The organism is Coraliomargarita parva, assembly GCF_027257905.1.
Lineage (GTDB): Bacteria > Verrucomicrobiota > Verrucomicrobiia > Opitutales > Coraliomargaritaceae > Coraliomargarita_A > Coraliomargarita_A parva.
On the sequence record NZ_JAPZEI010000012.1, the window covers coordinates 1 to 18,542 of the forward strand.

Genomic DNA, 18,542 nt, shown 5'->3' on the forward strand with positions numbered 1-18,542 from the left:
CTGTTCCCGCAGCGCCTCCAGCGCTACCTTGCTTTTGAACTCGGATGTGAACTTTCGTCTCTTTTTCATTGGTTGCTTTACTTTAACTCGGTGAAGCAACCTGTCCAACTTTACGGGGCCGGCTCACTCTTTAATTATTCCGACAACTCCCAGTCTATTATTCGAAGGTGCTGTTCTCCTGTAGGGGCCCCTATGAATCCAGGCATCCATTCTCTCTCAGTCTTTTCCTCAGGGGTCAATTCCATGCTCTCAACAACTTTGCCTTTTATATTCAGTAAAGCGTCGAGCGATGCCTTGTCCCACGCTTCGAGCCCGTCAATCCATATCTTGGCATTTGGTTCTACAAAAAGAAATGCACCTCTTCTTTCATTAAACGCATACCCCTCAACAGTAATTTCTTCCCAACGCCTACCAAGCCAGGGGTATTCAAACGAATAAATTGTGCGTACAAATTTTTGGCCCTGATCAACACAATACAAATAGTAGTATACCTCCTTTGAATCACTATGAACCTCGTTATCTACAAAATAAATAGCTGCAAACAGTTTCCCATCTGGAGCCATCAGCAAGTCATCTGAAATCAATCCAGACTCAACTAATTCATCTAGAGAAGCCGGAGGTTTTTTATTTAACTCTTCGTAAAGCTGGATTGCATCCCATATCTTCTCAGACTTAGCGAATGCGCTGTCCGTTTTCACTTTTTCGACCGGTAAACCAGCGACACATCCACAATAGTAATTCAATGATAAAACGACAGACACTATAATCGAATATTTAAGCAAATATTGCATTGTCATTACTACTTTCCGTTACATGAGCCTTGGGCGCAGGATGGGGTCAAACGTAGAATTTAAACATTACACGAGCTCCCCAGCCTGCAACCGGTAGATCATGTGCCAGATACGGTCGGCCTCGCCGCGCTCGATGACTTGGAGTGGGGTCGAGTTGTCGAAGGCGGGGTTGGCGGTTTTGTGCCATTCGCCAATGTAGTCCGTCGCCATGACCTCGGAGAGGGCATCGAAGAGTTTTGGTTCTATGTTAAATGCTGTCACCATGGATTGAGCCCTTTTGGGTGGATTTGAGACTAGCAGTCGAGAGTTTTAGCTAAGCCGAAAGAAGTTTGGAATTATTGCTACTCGCGAAGTTTCTCTCTTGTTCATTGGCTCTTATATTTAGCCGGATCTTCCGCGACTGCGGCGACAGGCAGAGGTTCGATCCGTTTGCGGAGTTCGGCTTCTTTTTCAAACCGGGCGCGGCGGAGATCGTAGTGCGACTGTAGGTTCATCCAGAACTGGGCTTCCATGTTGAAGAAGATACCGAAGGCGAGGGCGGTCTCGGCGGTGATGGCGCGGCGGCCTTTGATGATTTCCGTGATGCGCGAGGCGGGGATGCCGGTGCGGCGCGCGAACTCGGCCTGTGAAATACCCATGGGTTCCAGAAACTCTTCAAGGAGAATTCTGCCTGGCGTGGCCGCGAGGATGGCTTTCATTTCAGGAGTCATGGGGACGAGTTGAACGTTGATTGTTGTTTGTTGTGAGTTGGAAAGGAAGGAACCGTTAATTTACGTTAATTAACGTGAATTGACGGTTAAAAAAAGGATTCCAGTGTTTTGGCTAGTGGTAATCGGTGATCTCCACTTCGTAGGCGTTGCCGTCTTCCCATCGGAAGCAGAGCCTCCACTGATTGTTGATGCGAATGCTGTGCTGGCCCTTGCGGTCACCTGAGAGGGCTTCGAGGTGATTGCTGGGCGGTATGCGAAGTGAGTCGAGTGATACGGCGGCATCTAAAATGGAAAGTTTCTTAATGGCTCTCCAAGTAATATCGGAAGACAGGCGAGTGCGCTTGCCCTCCCATAGAGCTTTAGCGGTTTTGCCTTTAAAGCTCTGGATCATGTTGTTGAATTTAAATTACGCGCAGCGTAATTTCTGTCAATGCTGATTGTTACGCAATGCGTAATTCTCATTTTGAACAAGATGGCCATCCTGCATTGGAGCCTGTCGTGTATGACTTGGCTGTCAACGTTAGGAATTTTGGAGGCAGCGACCACCCCGTCTCCCGCCTTGCGGGATCCACCCCTCCTCAATCCCCTTCGGTATGCTCAGGACAAAGCAGGAGGGGAATTTTATCCATCCGCGTTAATCCGCGTGCATCCGTGGTTCAAAATTACTTGAAGCAAGCGGCGCTCAGCAAGCTGAGGCCCTACGGATTTACGGTCTTTGTGAGCTCTGTGCCTTTGTGTGAGTTAACCCACGTAGCTGCGTGCGTTCTGGAAGATCTTCATCCAAGGGCCTGCTTCGCCGTCGAAGCTGCCCGGTGTGCGGTAGCTCATCTGAACGCTGCGGAAGCAGCGCTCGGGATGAGGCATCAAGATCGTTGCCCGACCGTCCGGTGTGGTGAACGAGGTGGCACCTGCGGGTGAGCCGTTCGGGTTCATGGGATATTGCTCGGTGGGTTCGCCTTTGCTGTCGATGTAGCGGAGGCTGATCAGATCCTGGGTGAGGCACTTCTCGAAGTCGCCGGTTTGACTGAAGTCGGCGCGGCCTTCGCCGTGGGCGACGGGGATGGGGAGGAGACTGCCTTCCATGCCTTGGAAGAAGATGCTCGGGGTCTTGAGGACCTCGACGTTGCTGTAGCGGGCCTCGAACTGTTCGGAGCGGTTACGCTTGAACTGCGGCCAGTGCGCGGCGCCGGGAATGATGTCCTTGAGCTGGGAAATCATTTGGCAACCATTGCACACGCCGAGGGTGAAGCTGTCGCTGCGCTCGAAGAATGCTTGGAACATGTCCTTGAGCTTCTGGTTGTAGAGGACGCTCTTGGCCCAGCCGGAACCGGCGCCGAGGACGTCGCCGTAAGAGAAGCCACCGCAGGCGACTAGGCCAGCGAAGTCCTTGAGGTCGACGCGTCCGGCGAGGAGGTCGGTCATGTGGACATCGACGCTCTGGAAACCGGCGCGGTCGAAGGCGAAGCCCATTTCGTTTTGGCCGTTGATGCCTTGTTCGCGGAAGATGGCCATCTTCGGCTTCGCCGAAGGAGTGGGAAGGTGAAAGGTGGAAGGTGTGAAGGTGTTGACTGCTTCGAGGTCGAAGGTCGGACGGATCAGGGTGCCGGCGCTGCCTTCGTCAAGGAGGTTGTCGTATTCCTCGCGGGCGCAGGCGGGGTTGTCGCGCTGGGCCTGCATGTGGAAGGTGAGCTCGGACCAGGCGCGGTTCAGAGTGGTGACGCTTTCGCTGTAGAGTGGCTCGTTATTGAGGCTGATGCTGAGTGTGAGATCGGTGGTGGTGCCGCCGATGAGGTGGGCGAGGTTGGAGATCTCGTGCTTGGCGAGGACGGCGGTGACGTCGACCAGTTTGCTCTTGTCGATTTCGATGACGGCGCCGAGTTCTTCACTGAAGAGGACTTGCAGGACGGATGACGGCTGGAGACAGCCGCCGCTACCTTCTGAGGTTGACGGGGCGAGCTTGTCGAGGATGAGGTTGACTCCCTTGCGGCCGGCGAAGGACATCTCCGCTACGGTGGCGAGGAGGCCGCCGTCGGCTCGGTCGTGGTAGCTGAGGATGAGCTCGTCCTTGAGCAGCTCCTGAATGGCGGCGAAGAAGGACTTGAATTTTTCCGGATCGTCGAGGTCGGGGGTTGTGTTGCCGACCTGGTTATACACTTGGGCGAGGGTGGAGCCGCCGAGGCGGTTTTGGCCGGCACCGAGGTCGAGGCAGAGGAGGAGGCTGTCGGCGGACTTGAGGTCGGGGGTGACGGTCTTGCGGACGTCTTCGACGCTGGAGAATCCGGTGACCATGAGGCTGAGCGGGGAGACCTGCTTGTGGTCCACTCCTGCGCTGTCCTTCCAGCTGGTGCGCATGGACATGGAGTCTTTGCCGACGGGGATACAGATACCGAGGGCGGGGCAGAGCTCCATGCCGACGGCCTTTACGGTGTCGTAAAGGTTGGCGTCTTCACCGGCTTCGCCGGCGGCGACCATCCAGTTGGCGGAAAGTTTGATCTTGCCGATTTCACCGATGTAGGAAGCGGCGAGATTGGTCAGGCACTCACCGATGGCGATGCGGCCGGAGGCGGGGGCGTCGAGGATTGCGAGCGGGGTGCGCTCGCCCATGGCCATGGACTCGCCGGTGTAAACATCCATGGTGGTGGAAGTCACGGCGACGTCGGCGACTGGGGTCTGCCAGGGGCCGACCATTTGGTCGCGGGTGACCATACCGGTGATGCTGCGGTCGGCGATGGTGATGAGGAAGGTCTTGTTGGCGACGGCGGGGAAGCGGAGCACGCGGTCGATGGCGTCGGCCAGTTCGATTCCGAAGCAGTCGAGCTCGGCGTGGTCTTCGACGAGGCGGGTGACGTCCTTGAGCATCTTCGGGGTCTTGCCGAGGAGGACGCCCATTTCCATGTCGATCGGGTTGTTCTCAAAGTGGGAGTCGACAAGGACGAGCTGTCCGTCGTCGGTGGCCTCGCCCACGATGGCGAAGGGGCAGCGCTCGCGGGAGCAGAGGGCCTCAAAGTCGGCGATGCGGTCGGGCATGACGGCGAGGACGTAGCGCTCCTGCGACTCGTTGCACCAGATTTCCATCGGGCTCATAGAGCTGTCCTCGTTGTGGACATTGCGCAGGTGGAAGCGTCCACCGGTGGCTTCGACCAGCTCGGGGAGTCCGTTGGAGAGACCGCCGGCACCGATGTCGTGAATTGAGAGCATGGGATTGCCCTCGCCGAGGGCGATGCAACCGTCGATGACCTGTTGGCAGCGGCGTTCCATTTCCGGGTTGCCGCGCTGGACGGAGTCAAAGTCGAGGGCTTCGGACTGGGAGCCGGCGCCGATGGAGGAGGCCGCGCCGCCGCCGAGACCGATCTTCATGGCTGGTCCGCCGAGCTGGATGATGAGGGCTGTGGGCGGGATGTCCTTCTTGGCGACATGCTCGCGCTTGAGGTTGCCCATGCCGCCGGCCGCCATGATGGGCTTGTGGTAGCCGCGGTGGATCCCGTTGTGCTCCAGCTGGAGGGTGCGGAACATGCCGCAGAGTTGGGGGCGGCCGAACTCATTGCCGAATGCCGCGCCGCCGATCGGGCCCTCGATCATGATGTCCATGGGCGAGGCCATGCGGGAGGGATGTTCCGCGATGTCGATTTCCCAGGGGAGCGCGTAGCCCGGCACCTTGAGGGCGGAGACCATGAAGCCGGCGAGGCCCGCCTTGGAGCGTCCGCCGATCCCGGTGGCGCCTTCGTCGCGGATTTCACCACCCACGCCGGTGGCGGCACCGGGGAAGGGCGAAATCGCGGTCGGGTGGTTGTGGGTCTCCACCTTGCAAAGAATATCGAGCTGGGTGGGGGTCTTCTTGTAGCGGAAGGAGCCGTCCTGCTGATCGACCTCCCACCAGTCGCCGGGGAAGCCCTCGAGCACGCCGGAGTTGTCGGAGTAGGCCACGAGCACGCCGTCGGGGTTGAGCTCGTGGGTGTTGCGGATCATCTTGAAGAGGCTGCGCTCGCTCTGCACGCCGTCCACGATCCAGTCGGCGTTGAAAATCTTGTGGCGGCAGTGCTCGGAGTTGACCTGCGAGAACATGACCAGCTCGGCGTCGGTCGGGTCGCGTTCCATCTTCTGATAGGCGGCGACCAGGTAGTCGATCTCCTCGGGGGACATGGCGAGGCCCCAGTCGACATTGGCCTTGTAGAAGGACTCCGGTCCCTCGGCCATGAGGGGCACGGTGCGGAGCGAGGCCGGCTCGAAGTGCTTGAAGAAGTCGCTGACGTCCTCATAGACCGCTTCGGTCATGCGGTCGTGGAGGGCGAGGAGGGCAAGGCCCAGCTCCTCGATGCCGAGGACGACGCCGTCCTTGCCGAAAATATGGTAGTGAATGCCGTGCTCGACCCGCAGAACCTCGCTCAGGCTGCAGTTGTGGAAGATGTCCGTGGCCTTGGAGGACCAGGGGGAAATCGTGCCCTTGCGCGGGGTGACGAAGAAGCCGCCCTCACGGTCGAAGTGCTTCTGTGCGCTCAGCAGGGTGAAGGCACGCTCGGTCGTGGTGTCGTCGAGCGTGCCCTCCGACTCGATGAAATAGACTTCGACGGCGTCGATGCTCTCGATTGCCAGATCCGGCGCAGCGGCGTTGAGCGCGCTCTGGAGGGCATTGAGGCGGAAGTTGGAGAATGCGGGTAGGCCTTGTAAGATGATCGGTTCCATTAGCAAAAGGGCTAACTTGGACACCCTCGCGGAGGTGAACAATCCTGAAAACTTCCCAGTTGGAATTTTTAAGATCAGTTTGGTGTGAAGACTGCTTCAGCGACTAGTGGATTTGCCACCGTTAGCCTGAAGTCTCGACGGTGACTGAAATGCGTGTTGCCTCTATTAAGAAATAATAATGAACCGCATAAAAAATAGTCCTAACAATTCATTTTTTAATTGTCGAACTGGCCCAACGACCTATTGAGGAGAGCACCTCACTTTTACTAACAACACACTCGATCCCTCTTAGTGCTACCTAACGCCTTCCTGATGAAGGAGCAACGCCGCATGGTGCTTGCTGCTTCATATGTGCACATATGCACAAGTTACCGTATGCGGCTGCGCCGCTTGCACGATAAATTCGTCGGTACCCTCGAAGCTTTGCTGTATCTCTATCATGGATACGAGTGCCACTCGGCATTTGTTTACCACCGTCATGATTAAGATAATCGCTTCCCACCGGTTCGTAACGTTAAAGATTCTAATAGCCGCCGCGCTGATGTGCCTAACCGGCCGTACGCCGCTCACGGGGCAGGATACGGGGGAAGGAGTGGGGCCTTACAGGACGCAAACAATCGCGCTCAATGCCGGATGGAATGCGGTGTACCTGGAAGTGGAGCCCTTGGAGAGCGCGCCGGACGCGCTTTTTGACGGCACCCCGATCGAAATTGTGGCCTCGTACTTCCGGCCCGTCACTTCGATGGAGTACACTGAGAGCCCGTCGGACTTCCTCGGCGACCGCAAGAGCTGGAGTGTCTGGTACGCGCCCGAGCGTGACGACGCCATCCTGAGCAACCTGTATGCGATCCAGGCGCATCACTGCTATCTGATATACAGCGAGTCGGCCTATACCTGGAATCTGGAAGGGTCCCCGTATTTTGACGCCGTGACCTGGCATCCCAATGCCCACAACCTGGTGGGCTTTCCTGTCGACACGGCCAACGCACCCACGGTGGCCAATTTCTTTGCCGGTGCGGAGGCGCAGTCCGGCTTGAAGGTCTACCGCATGGTGAACGGTCGCTGGGTGCTGATCACAGCCCCCGAATCCACCTTCATGGAGGCCGGCAAGGCCTACTGGACCTACGCGGAGGGTGCCTCGGTATTCACCGGCCCGCTACAAGTCGAATTCAAGGGCAGCGCAAACGGCGGTATCATCTACAATGAAAGCTCGGGCGCGCGGCGTGTGGTCTTTACCAATCAATCCGCATTTCCCCAGGAGCTCAGCCTCAGCCTGCGTGCGGGGCGCACCGGTCTGGTCCCGATGGGCTACCTGTTGACCGCACTGGACGGTCCGGACGGTTCCGTGCAAATCGTCACGCTGGACTTTCCCGAAACCCTCGAGATCGGCCCGCTGGAAGCGGGGCAATCCTTCGCGATCGATTTGGTCGTCCAGAACAGCGAAATCAGCGAAGCCGTCATGGGCTCCACCCTCGTGATCACCTCCGACGCAGGCCTGATCCGCGAAATTCCCATCCTCACGGTCCGAAACGATTTGCTGAACCAGTAAGCCGCTTCGCCACATCCCTACAGATCCCTCCGAATTTTCCCTCACTGTCATGCAAATTTCCATGAAAGCCACGCTCCACGCAGTCAGTTTAAGCTTGCTAGGCATCACACAGGTCTGGGGCGCCCATCCCTCACGCGGCCTATGGGTCGGGGAAGTCGCCCTGAATGCGGTGAATGAGGCCACCGGCGCGGTCGGTGATTCCAACACCTACGAGTTCACGGATCCCGCGGAGGTCACACCAACCTCCGACGCCGCCTACCTGCGCCTGATCCTGCATGTCAACGGGGCGGGGCAGGTGCACCTGCTGAAAAGTGTGGCCGTGGTGGACACCGAAACGGCCGAAGGCGGGAGCAGCGACCTGCTGCTGTTGACCGATCCCGCGCTGTATCCCAACTACCCCGGGATCGCCAAGCGGATCGCATCGGCCTTCTTTGATTTCGGCGATCCTCTGGCTGTCCGTGCGGTGGACCAATTGATCGACACCGCGACGGAGACTGCGGTGAGTTCTGTCCTGGCCGGCAGTGCCACTCTGGAAACGGATGTATCGACCGCGGTCTCTGAGATCCTCGACCAGGCCGCGGTAGGCACCGCCTATTTGGACCGTGGAAGCGGCGCGAGCTCCTTCCTGACCGACGATTTCTTCAGCCTCGAGAACGTGCAGAGCATCGCCGACGCGGTCGCGGCGGAGATCGAGGCTGGGGCCACCGCCGCGGATTTCGCCTACACCGCGGATCCGTACGCACCTTTCGCGATCGATCCGCTGGGCGGCAACTTCGCCGTGGTCGTGGCCAAGGCGGAAAACCTGCGTGACAGCTCTTTCTACGGCGACACCCGCGGAATCGACGCCATCGTCAACATCGTGACCGAAGCGGCCGTCGCCGCCGAAGCTGCAAGCGCCTCGGGCCTGAGCGTGATGCAGGCACAGGCACAGATCGCCGCCGAAGCGGCCTGGCACAATGCGGCTGACATCAACCAGGACTACAACCGTTTCCTCGCCGGCACCGCATTTACCGAGGTGCCTTCCATCATCCTGGACCTGGCGGTCGAAACCGCGATTACCGCCGAAGGAGAAGGACAGGACGAGTCGGAAATCATGAACACGGTGAAGGATGTGCTTCTGGCCAATACGCCGGGATACACGGATGCCGAGCTCATCCGCGCCGCCTCGCTCTGGGGGGATCCACGTGCGGTCTGGGCGTTGGACTACCTGGTCGACACCACTTCGGCCACCGCCGCAGCGCAGGTCCTGGTCAGCACCGATTCGGCAAGCCTGACCAACCTCGTGAGCGCCGCACTGAACAATGCCTTTGAAGCGGTCGACTCCGCACCGGTTTTCGCACTGTCACCGTCCGAAACCTACCTCGAATATGTCGGCGGCACCGATTTCAGTGATGCCGCGACCGACGCGGCGTCCACCGCCAGCGAGGAAGCCAGCTTCCAGTACAACGCCGGCGTGACCGACGAGGACGACCTGACGATCCTGACCCGCCGCGCGGTGAGCAAGGCCCTGATCGGCGCGCGCAATGCCGCCGCCAGCCTGCCCATGCATGAGGTCCTGCTCAGCGGCAGCCTCGAAGCCGACGCCGTCATCGCCGGTGAAATCCACCTGCCTGCGCTCGCACCGACCAACCCCTTCCTGCACCGGCTCCACCCGGACCATGGGGAAGGGATTGCGGTCACCCGCGAGCTCACCCTCACCGTGGACCCCGACGACGACTCCGACGGGAGCTACGGGGTGACCCGCCTGACCGGCACCTACCGGGAGGAGATTTTCGGCCTGCACAAGGCCCTCGGCAACAGCCAGGACATCGGCCTGCTCACCGAAGGCAGCTTCAGCCTGAACCGACTGACACTCGTCGACACCCTCAATTTCTAACCGAACGGACCTTCGAACCTACTTTCCTATGAAAAAGTTTTTCTACTTTCTCAGCTTCCTGATCCTGATTGGAGCCCACTTACAGGGACAGGAGACGAAGATCTTCCTTAAGGCGATTGAAGCCGAGTTTCAGGCGGTCGACCTGGACCATGACAGCGAGGGCAACAGCTACGTTCTGGGCCGCAAGGGCACTTCGACGGTGATTCAGAAGTACGACAGTGCCGGTTTGAATACGGCCACGCTGACCTCGACGGCGATTTCCAACCCGATCGCCATGCATGTGGCGACCGTCGCTTCGGTCGATTACGTCTATGTTTCCGGTACCAAGAACATCGTCCGTTTTGCGCTGAACACGATCACCTCGGGCACGGTCGTGAACAACAGCCCGGAGAAGTATTCGATCTCCGCGAACAGCAGCTACAGCGACCTGACCTTCCGCGACCTCGTTTATGTCAGCGCCAGCGGTAAAATTGTGGCCGGCGGCCAGAACCCGCTCAGCCGTTGGCCCCGCTTCATCACGATTCCGGCGAACCTGACGGTGACCAACCATTCGACGGAAGTCGGGGTCTATGCGCTCGAGGCCCTCGGTGTTTCCGGGGACGGCGGCTCGATCGTCCGCGGCATGACCGTGGATAACCTGGGCACGGTATATATGGTAGGGAAAAGTTCCGGAACCGCGACGAGCAACCCGAACCGCGCCTACATCGCCAAATTCAATCCCGACAACACCTTTTCAGTCAGCACCTATCCCGACCTGTACGATATCTACGACGTCCATTTCAGTAACGGCTGGATCTACACCATCGGGCAGCATCTCGTGTTTCCCTCCGACCTATGGGTCAACCGCATCGACACTGGCCTGGGGAGCAGCTTCAACAAGAAGGCGATTATCCGTAACGGTAACTACGCCACGAACATCAATGCGTCGGACACGAACAAGAACCGGTTCAGTCTGACCGCCGATGCATCGGACAACCTGTATGTCACCGGGTACATGGTGAACGGGGTGACGGAATTCTACAGCCACGGTGCCTACGGGGCCGACGAGGAGTTTACCGCGCTGGCCAGCACCAGCGAAACCGGCTTTGTGGCGAAGTTGAATTCCGACATCGAGTTCGACTGGGTCAAGGCCCCGATACAAAGCCCGTTCCCTTCCTTTGGCAGCCACTTCCGTATCTCCTGGGATGCCCAGAACTCGCGTCTCTGGTGGGCCGGCAGCTATTACGGTGGCAGCGGTTTGATCATGCAGGAAGGCAGTGACTCCAGCACCGCGCTGCCGCTCAGCGGCGACACGGTCTCGCAGGGCTTTGTAGCGGTCTTCGAGGGAGACAGCAGTTTCACGGAAACGGTCTACCTGAATGTGAAGACCGGCTACGCCGAAAACCGCGTGGAGATCAATGACGAGGTGATCGGCGACAACGACTGGTCGAGCAACCCGATCCTGAATTCGGAGATCACGATCCGTTCGCCACGCACGGTCTACCAGGTGAACCCGGACGGTACCCCGATCGCGGAAACCGACAACGAGGAAGCCGACCAGAACACGATTGAGAACTCGGATCGGCGTTACACTTTCCTGAACTTCTCGGTCAACAGCGTGGTGCAGGAGAGTGGTGCCACGGTTTATACTTTTGCGCTGTCCGACAAGACGGAGGTCAAGTTGGAGTGGCTCGTCGAACTCGCGCTGGTGGTCGACTCCGACTTCCAGAACACCGCGAGTTTGGCCGAAAATCCGGACGGTAGCCTCTATGTGGAACCGCTCACATCGAAGGCCTCCGGTAATCCGGATCCCGGAGTGGGCAAGCACTGGATCGAAAAGGACTCGCCCGTGGTCATGCAGATCGACGGCGCGGTGGAAGACCTGAGCAGCCACCCTGGACTGGGTATCCGTTACGTGCCCTACGGTTACACCGCGACCGGGGCCTTTGCCGCCCAGGTCCATGCCAGCGGATTGTTTGATTCCGTGGCGTCCCGCCAGCAGTTGGCAGAGTTTTCCATGTCGGCCCCGACGAGGATCACCTACGACTGGAAGCTGCAGTACGGTGTCAGCACGACAACCTCCGAGCTTTCCGCCGAAGCCCTTATGGTGGTCGATTTCCTGAGCAATCCGTCCGGCACGGTCGGCCCCGACCAGGATGACTCGGAAGGCGCCGGCACACACTGGTATGATGACGGCACCACGGTCCGCATCGGTGCTCCGCAGACCCTGAACCTGACCGCCGGACCGAAGCTGCTGTCCGGCTGGTTGAACGGTGACAACTCCATCTTTAGTCCGATCGAGGACGAGTTTGGAACCACGGTGGAGAATCCTTTCAGCACCGAGCAGCTGGATGCCGGATTCAAGACCTTCACCTACAACGGCGAAACCTACATCGGTCTTGAAGTGGCCTTGAGCCGTCCCGCGCGCGTGGTTTGGAATTACGGCGACCGTATCATTTTCAAGACCCTGACGGTTGGCGAATTCGTCCAGTTCACTGCCGGCGAAATCGAGGACTTCAGCCTGCTGTCCACACAGTTGCCCAGCCTGCAGTCGAACGAGGTGGAAAGCGGCAGTGAAGACGTCGCGACCGCCAGCGACTACCTCTGGGATACCGTGGCCAAGCGCCTGTTCCCGCTGCGTCCCCTGGAGTACGACTTTAACTGGCCAACGGAGAGCGGCAATGACGCCAAGGTCCACCTGACCGTCGTCTGGGCGGCACCGAATTATATCCATATCGCGGATACACCGGGTGTGTCCTTGATCCCGCATCCGCCGGAAGGCCAACCGAACGATTTCGTGTTCAAGGAAATTGCCTACGCGGAAGGCGACGCGATTGTCAGCGACCAGCAGGAATTTACCGCCACCGAAACAGGACGCACGGTTCTGGAATTCAGCCGCATCACCCCCTCCGGCCGGGGCGGCACCGCACAGAGCGTGGTCGAGCTGCGCGTGGTGCAGACCAAGCTTTGGAATACCGGGCTCGGTGCGACTGTGCCGCAGGAAATCGGCAAGAAGGTGACCAGCAGTTCGGACAAGGCCGGACTCGGCACCGGCTATGTCTTCTTCGACAAGGCACGCTTCAACCCCTTTATCTACGACCGTTCGATCTTCCAGGGCGAATCACTCTGGGACAGCAGCACACCGCCCGGACCGGTGATCCCCGTGAACCGCTACCCGGGGGCGAGCGCCAGTAACGAGGGCCTCTTCGTTGTGGTCTGGTATGACGACCCGACCTTGAATGACCACATGCTCTGGCCCTACCAGGCCGAGCAGTTCGCACCGTTCTGGCCGGGCAACAGTCCGCGCATCCTGATGTCGAGCGGCTACGGCAGTGAAAGCGTGGATGCTCTCGGCAATGACCAGGTGATCATGCCTGAAATGACGGTAGAGGAAGTGGTCATCCCAGCAGCTACGACTTTCGATCCGGCCCGTTTCGAGCAGGTGGCGATCTATAGTCAGCCGAACCGGGATTTGCCGGGCTACAACCCGAACGAGGAACATGCGATCATGGCGGCATCCCTGCGCTATGCCTCGGTGGCCCCCCGCCCGAACGCGGCCTACGCGCTGCGTGACAGCGACCTGAACGACACGTCCAGCGGCTCCACCCATACGTCCGAGCCCTACGTCCTCGTGCAGTTCCTCGACAAGGCGGACAACGAGTTCAAAATGAAGGTCTTCAACGTGGTCAAGGAAGACGAGTTGAACTATCCCGACGGATTTGCGGTCGAGATGGAAGCCGGCGAGCCGGTCATTCCGTACTACCCGCTGGGCGTGGTGATGGGAGCGACCCTGAGCCCGAACAACTATGCGAAGGAAGGGGATACCGACAAACTTGTCTACTGGACCGACCACAAGAATACCGCATGGGCGGTTTCCGGCGGCGGCAGCTTCGACGCCTTCTTCTTCTACCCCTTGCTGCCTGATTTCTGGTGGCCGGACAGCACCAAGAGTGTGGGGGACTTCGTGGCCTGGCTCCCGAATCCCACGACAGACCTGGGGCGTGATTCATTCACCGAGATCGATTACACGAAACCGGACCAGGACCCCGACGCACAGGGCGTCAACTACAGCACGGTCTGGCCGTTGGATGTCGCCGTCCTCAAGGTCGGTGAGACCCTGACTTTCTCCGGTGGCGAATATGCCGCCGACAATGCCGATGCGCCGGGCTTGCCGGGCGTGCTGGCCTGGGCTTCCGGCGAGGTGGTCTACGACGACCTGAATCCCGACATGCGCGAAGGCGCTATCGACGAGGACGGCAAGGATTTCGACACCTACACCGCACGTATGATCTCGGCACTCGAAGAACGCCGTGTCTCGCTGCCGGTGGCCAACTTCCCGGAAGCGCTCCGCCCCGCAACCGGGCGCACCGATGTGGACGGCACGATTTACACCTTCCCCGAGCTGTCCTCCTCCCTGGGCAAACGTATTTTCTACGATCCGCTAACCGGCGAACTGGGCATCAAGGGCCTGATCAACGACAAGGAAATCGGAGACGACACCCTGACCGCGGCACCGCCGGCGGTTTATGTACTGGAGCCGAACATCCTGACCGAAGTGGAGTACAAGGAGCTGAACGGGGAGGGCGACAACAGCCCCTATGCGGACCTGAGCGACCACGACTACTGGCCGGATGCGGTGCAAGCGCTCTACCAATTGAGCCGCAACCCGAACGGCTTGAGCCAGGTCCGGATCGACGACGCCGGTGGCTACACCGCCGGCCTGCAGGTGCAGGATGATGTCGACCCCGACACCGGCGAGGTGATTGGGGTGGTGGATGATGCGGCCCAGTCCTACAAGGCACTCGGCCCCGGCCTTGCGCTGGTGGCGAATCCCGGCTTCCTGGATCCGACCGATGACAGCCTGCCGGATGTCAGCTACGTGACCCTGGCCGAGAACAATGACGAAAGCCTCGGCGGCTCGCCGGTCATCCTCCATATTATCAAGGTGGACCGTCGCCAACGTTACCGTGGCGCGATCAAGGTGGTGCTTTCCGACAATGTCTTCGACGAGAATATCATCCTGCGTCATACCGGTGACTTCGGCGCCAATGCGGAAGACCTGGTCTTCGAATGGTGGTATCGCGTCGAGGACGGCACGGAAGCGCTGCCCCCGGACGCCATCCCCGCCGGACAGACCAACCCATGGAAACTCTTTGGCGACCCCTCGGGCAACGGCGGTGTCGGCTTCTACCAGATGAAACTGAAGGGCAACCCGCAGGCGCCTGAACTGCTGCTGGCCGATTCGCTCTGGTATGTACGCTACCGTCACCAACTGGAGGAACCGTCGGATCCCATCACATGGGACGCCACGCCGGAGATCCCCTACGAATGGGCCGGTGCCGGCAACTCCACGCCGAATGACCTCGACGGGGACGGCTTGCCGGACTACCAGGCACAATTGGCACAGGGCTGGGTCAAGCGCGTGCTGGATGCGGTGAATCCGTATGAAGCACGTATCCGTGACTTTACCGGCGATGCGCCGGCCACCTACGCCAGCATGATCCGCCAGTTCGGCCAGCGCTACGAAGGACCGGTCGCGCTCAACCCGGACAAGAATGTGATCGAGAACGTCGGGCTGATCGAGCTCTACGGAACGATCCTCAACCGTGCACGCAGCCTGAGTATCGACCTGTCCACGCCGGTTTCGACTCCGGGCATCACGAACGCACTCCTGCTCGCGTCCACACGCCTGGCCGACTTCTACATGCTGTTGGGCAACGAGGCCTATACCGACGCTCAGAACCCGCTGATCGGATTTGGCAGCGACAGCGTGGAATACGGCTTCCTCGCGCCGACCGTCTTTACCTTCCAGAACCAGCTGAGCACACAGATGGAGGAAGAACTGGCACTCTTGCGCGGGGTCTATGACTACAAGGCGCGCCCGGTTTACAACCGCCTGTTCTGGAACTTCACCAAGGGGGAAGGGGAAGCGGCCTATGCGAATTCCTATAATGTTTCCGATGTGACCGAAGACGGGTTCATCGACGAGGATGACGCCATGGTCCTGTATCCGCAGGGACACGGGGACGCCTGGGGACACTACCTGACGGCGATCCGCGGTCAGTACGAACTCTTGAACCACCCGTACTTCAACTGGGTCTCCCGTTCGGAGCTGTACAGCCTGCAGGATATAGTCTTCGAGGTGGACTTCCTCGACGAGCGCAAGTTCGCCCAGGTAGCCGCGGCCAAGGCCAAGGCCGGTGCGGAGGTCGTGCAACTGACCTACCGCGACGCCTATGTGGCCGATCCGGAGTCACAGTGGCAGGGCTACATTGACACGAACACGCAACGCGCCTGGGGCGTCGAAGGCTGGGCCCGCCGTGCCGGGCAGGGCGCTTACTTCGACTGGGTGACCGCCAATGCGCTGATCCCATCCGAGCACCCGAATTCAAGCTACACCGGTATCCGCAAGGTCGACCGTACCACGGTGAAGGACATTGCGGTGATCTCGGCAAACATGAATGCGGTGCAGCAAACCTTCGAGGATGCCAACAACGGCTACAACCCCTTGGGCATCGCGGGCAATACGGTGACCTTCGATATTGATCCGTCCCAGATCGCCGACGGCACCACGCACTTCGAGCAAATCTACGGACGAGCGACCCAGGCCCTGGCCAATGCCGCGACGCTCTTCGACAATGCAAGCCAGTACAACAAGATGCTGCGCAACATCGAAAACAGCGAGATCGACTTCCGCCGCAATGTTTTCGAGGAGGACATGTCCTACCGAAACCAGTTGATTGAGATCTTCGGTACGCCCTATGCCGGCACGATCGGCTCCGGCAAGGCCTATCCGGCCGGGTACGACGGCCCCGACACCGCGCTGTACATGTATGTGGACCAGCAGACCCGCGAGATCACGGCGGACACCGTGCCGACCTACACCGATGACTTCGCGAGCGCACTGGCCAGCTATGATCCGTTCACCAAGCGCATCAATGTGTGGTCCTACGACAACAATAATTACTATCTGGCGGATTACGCTCCCTCATTCAATACCAACAGCCCATCCGACTGGATCAACAGCTTCAATGATGTGGAGTATATCGTGACCGGTGAAGACGGCATCACCTTTGATACGGACGAAGCCCGTGTGAAGATCGAGAACATGGACCTGCCGATCAAGTCCTCGGGCTATACCTTCGCCGCGCCGGATGACTGGGGCGACCGTGCCTCGCCCGGCGAGCTGCAACGTCACATCGCCAGCATGATCCAGCAGGAGGCCGAGCTCGCCAAGGCGATTGCCGCATGGGATGGCTTCCAGGGCGGGGTGCTTCGCCAAATCCGCCTGATCGGTGCGAAGATGGACCTCGACTCCGAAGTGCGCGGATTGATGGGTGGCAAGATCGCCAATAACACGATCCTGGGGGCACTGATCATCGGTTTCAATACCACCGCCAATGTCATGGATGACGCCTCCGGCCTGATTGACGATTCCGCCCAGGCGGTCAAGGACTTCACTCCGGAAAACCTGCCGACCGGCGGTCTGGCGGTTTCGCCCGGGGACGCCTTGTCTGTCGTGCGTGGTGCTGCCAAGACTGGCGCAACCGCGGTGGAATATGTGCTGAAGGCGGTCAAGACGACCTTTACGACACTGTCCGAAACCGCGGCCTTGGCGAAGGATCTCATCGATATGGGCCTCGACTTCTCCATTGATATCAACGAGCGCACCTATGCCTTGAAGGAGGCATTGGTTGAACTCGAGAACATGGTCGGGGATGAAGGCATCCTCCGTGTCGAGATCTTCAAGCAACAGGAAGCACTGCGCGAAATGTCCGAGGAGTACCGGGCCATGCTGCAAAAGGGGGCGCGCCTGATGGATGAGCGCGAGGCCTACAATAAGCGAGTGGCCGAACTGGTGCAGCGCAACCGCTACCAGGACATGAGCTTCCGGGTGGCACGCAATGCCGCGCTGCAGCAGTACCACGAAGCCTTCGACCTCGCCGCCCGTTATACCTATCTGGCAGCCAAGGCCTACGACTACGAAACCAACCTCCATCCGGACGATGCCGGTTCCGCCCAGGGCATGCTGTCCGATATCGTCGGTGAGCGCAGCCTCGGCTACATCTCCTACGGTACGCCTTATGTCGGGTACGGCGGTCTCGCCGAGCAACTCGCCCAAATGAAGGCCAACTTTGAAGTCCTCAAGGGCCAACTCGGTCTGAACAATCCGCAAACCGAAACCGGACGTTTCTCGCTCCGCCGCGAGCTCTTCCGCATCACGCCGGATACAGGTTCCGACACGGCCTGGCGCGACGAGCTGGAAGCCGCCAAGGTGGCGAACCTGTGGGACATGCCGGAGTTCCGCCGCTATTGCCGCCCCTTCGCCGCCTATGACCCGGAGAACCCGGAGCCCGGCATCGTGGTCGAATTCTCCTCGAGCATCCTCTCCCGGAAGAACTTCTTCGGACGCAACCTCGCCGGCGGCGACAACGCCTACGACCCGACGAATTTCGCGACCAAGGTATACTCGGTCGGTGCCTGGTTCGAAGGCTACCTCAACGAGGGCTTCGAAACCGGCTTGTCCGAGACCCCGCGGATCTACCTGGTGCCGGTCGGTTCGGATGTGATGATGTATCCCTCCGATACCGAACTCGGTGTCCGTATCTGGGACGTGCTCGACCAGAAGATTCCGGTGCCGTATCCGGTACAGGAAACCAACCTGGACGACGCGGCATGGCGTCCGCTCGACACGCTCGGCGGCACCGACGGCGAGATCCGGAAGTTCTCCAGCTTCCGTGCGTATCACGACAGTGGATACTTCGACGCGAGCGAGATGACCTTCGATACGCGCCTGGTCGGCCGTTCGGTCTGGAATACGCGCTGGTTGCTGATCATCCCGGGGAGCACCCTGAGTGCGGATCCGGATGCCGGTCTCCAGACCTTCATCGACAATATTACTGACATCAAACTCTTCTTCCAGACCTACGGGTATTCTGGGAACTAACTTCGGCCCG

The 18,542-nt window shown here is 59.5% G+C and carries 8 protein-coding genes; 3 read left to right on the top strand and 5 right to left on the bottom strand.

The annotated features are described in order from the left end of the window. Positions 1-134 precede the first annotated feature (134 nt). The 5 genes from O2597_RS15925 to purL form a co-directional block, all read right to left on the bottom strand. A complete protein-coding gene (locus O2597_RS15925) occupies positions 135-791 on the bottom strand; it encodes a hypothetical protein (RefSeq protein ID WP_269526442.1) in 657 nt (218 codons plus the stop codon). Positions 792-857: 66 nt separating this feature from the next. Beyond that, on the bottom strand, positions 858-1,055 hold the full coding sequence (locus tag O2597_RS15930) for a hypothetical protein (RefSeq protein WP_269526443.1): 198 nt from the start codon (positions 1,053-1,055) through the stop codon (positions 858-860). A 101-nt stretch (positions 1,056-1,156) separates the two neighbouring features. After that, positions 1,157-1,489, bottom strand: coding sequence for a HigA family addiction module antitoxin (locus tag O2597_RS15935; RefSeq protein ID WP_269526444.1), 333 nt, complete (start codon positions 1,487-1,489; stop codon positions 1,157-1,159). Between the two features lie 124 nt (positions 1,490-1,613). Further along, positions 1,614-1,892, bottom strand: a complete 279-nt coding sequence (locus O2597_RS15940; RefSeq protein ID WP_269526445.1) for a type II toxin-antitoxin system RelE/ParE family toxin — start codon at positions 1,890-1,892, stop codon at positions 1,614-1,616. 350 nt (positions 1,893-2,242) lie between these two features. Continuing rightward, positions 2,243-6,181 carry a phosphoribosylformylglycinamidine synthase gene (purL, locus tag O2597_RS15945; protein WP_269526447.1) on the bottom strand — a complete coding sequence of 1,313 codons (3,939 nt, stop codon included), beginning with the start codon at positions 6,179-6,181 and terminating at the stop codon, positions 2,243-2,245. A gap of 478 nt (positions 6,182-6,659) precedes the next feature. Between purL and O2597_RS15950 the strand changes: the two genes are divergently transcribed. The 3 genes from O2597_RS15950 to O2597_RS15960 all read left to right on the top strand — a co-directional run bounded on the left by O2597_RS15950 (position 6,660) and on the right by O2597_RS15960 (position 18,532). Continuing rightward, a complete protein-coding gene (locus O2597_RS15950; protein ID WP_269526448.1) occupies positions 6,660-7,730 on the top strand; it encodes a hypothetical protein in 1,071 nt (356 codons plus the stop codon). A gap of 61 nt (positions 7,731-7,791) precedes the next feature. Then, the gene (locus O2597_RS15955; protein ID WP_269526449.1) at positions 7,792-9,606 is read left to right on the top strand and encodes a hypothetical protein; all 1,815 of its coding nucleotides are present in this window, start codon (positions 7,792-7,794) and stop codon (positions 9,604-9,606) included. 28 nt (positions 9,607-9,634) lie between these two features. Next, a complete protein-coding gene (locus O2597_RS15960) occupies positions 9,635-18,532 on the top strand; it encodes a hypothetical protein (RefSeq protein WP_269526450.1) in 8,898 nt (2,965 codons plus the stop codon). Positions 18,533-18,542 lie beyond the last annotated feature (10 nt).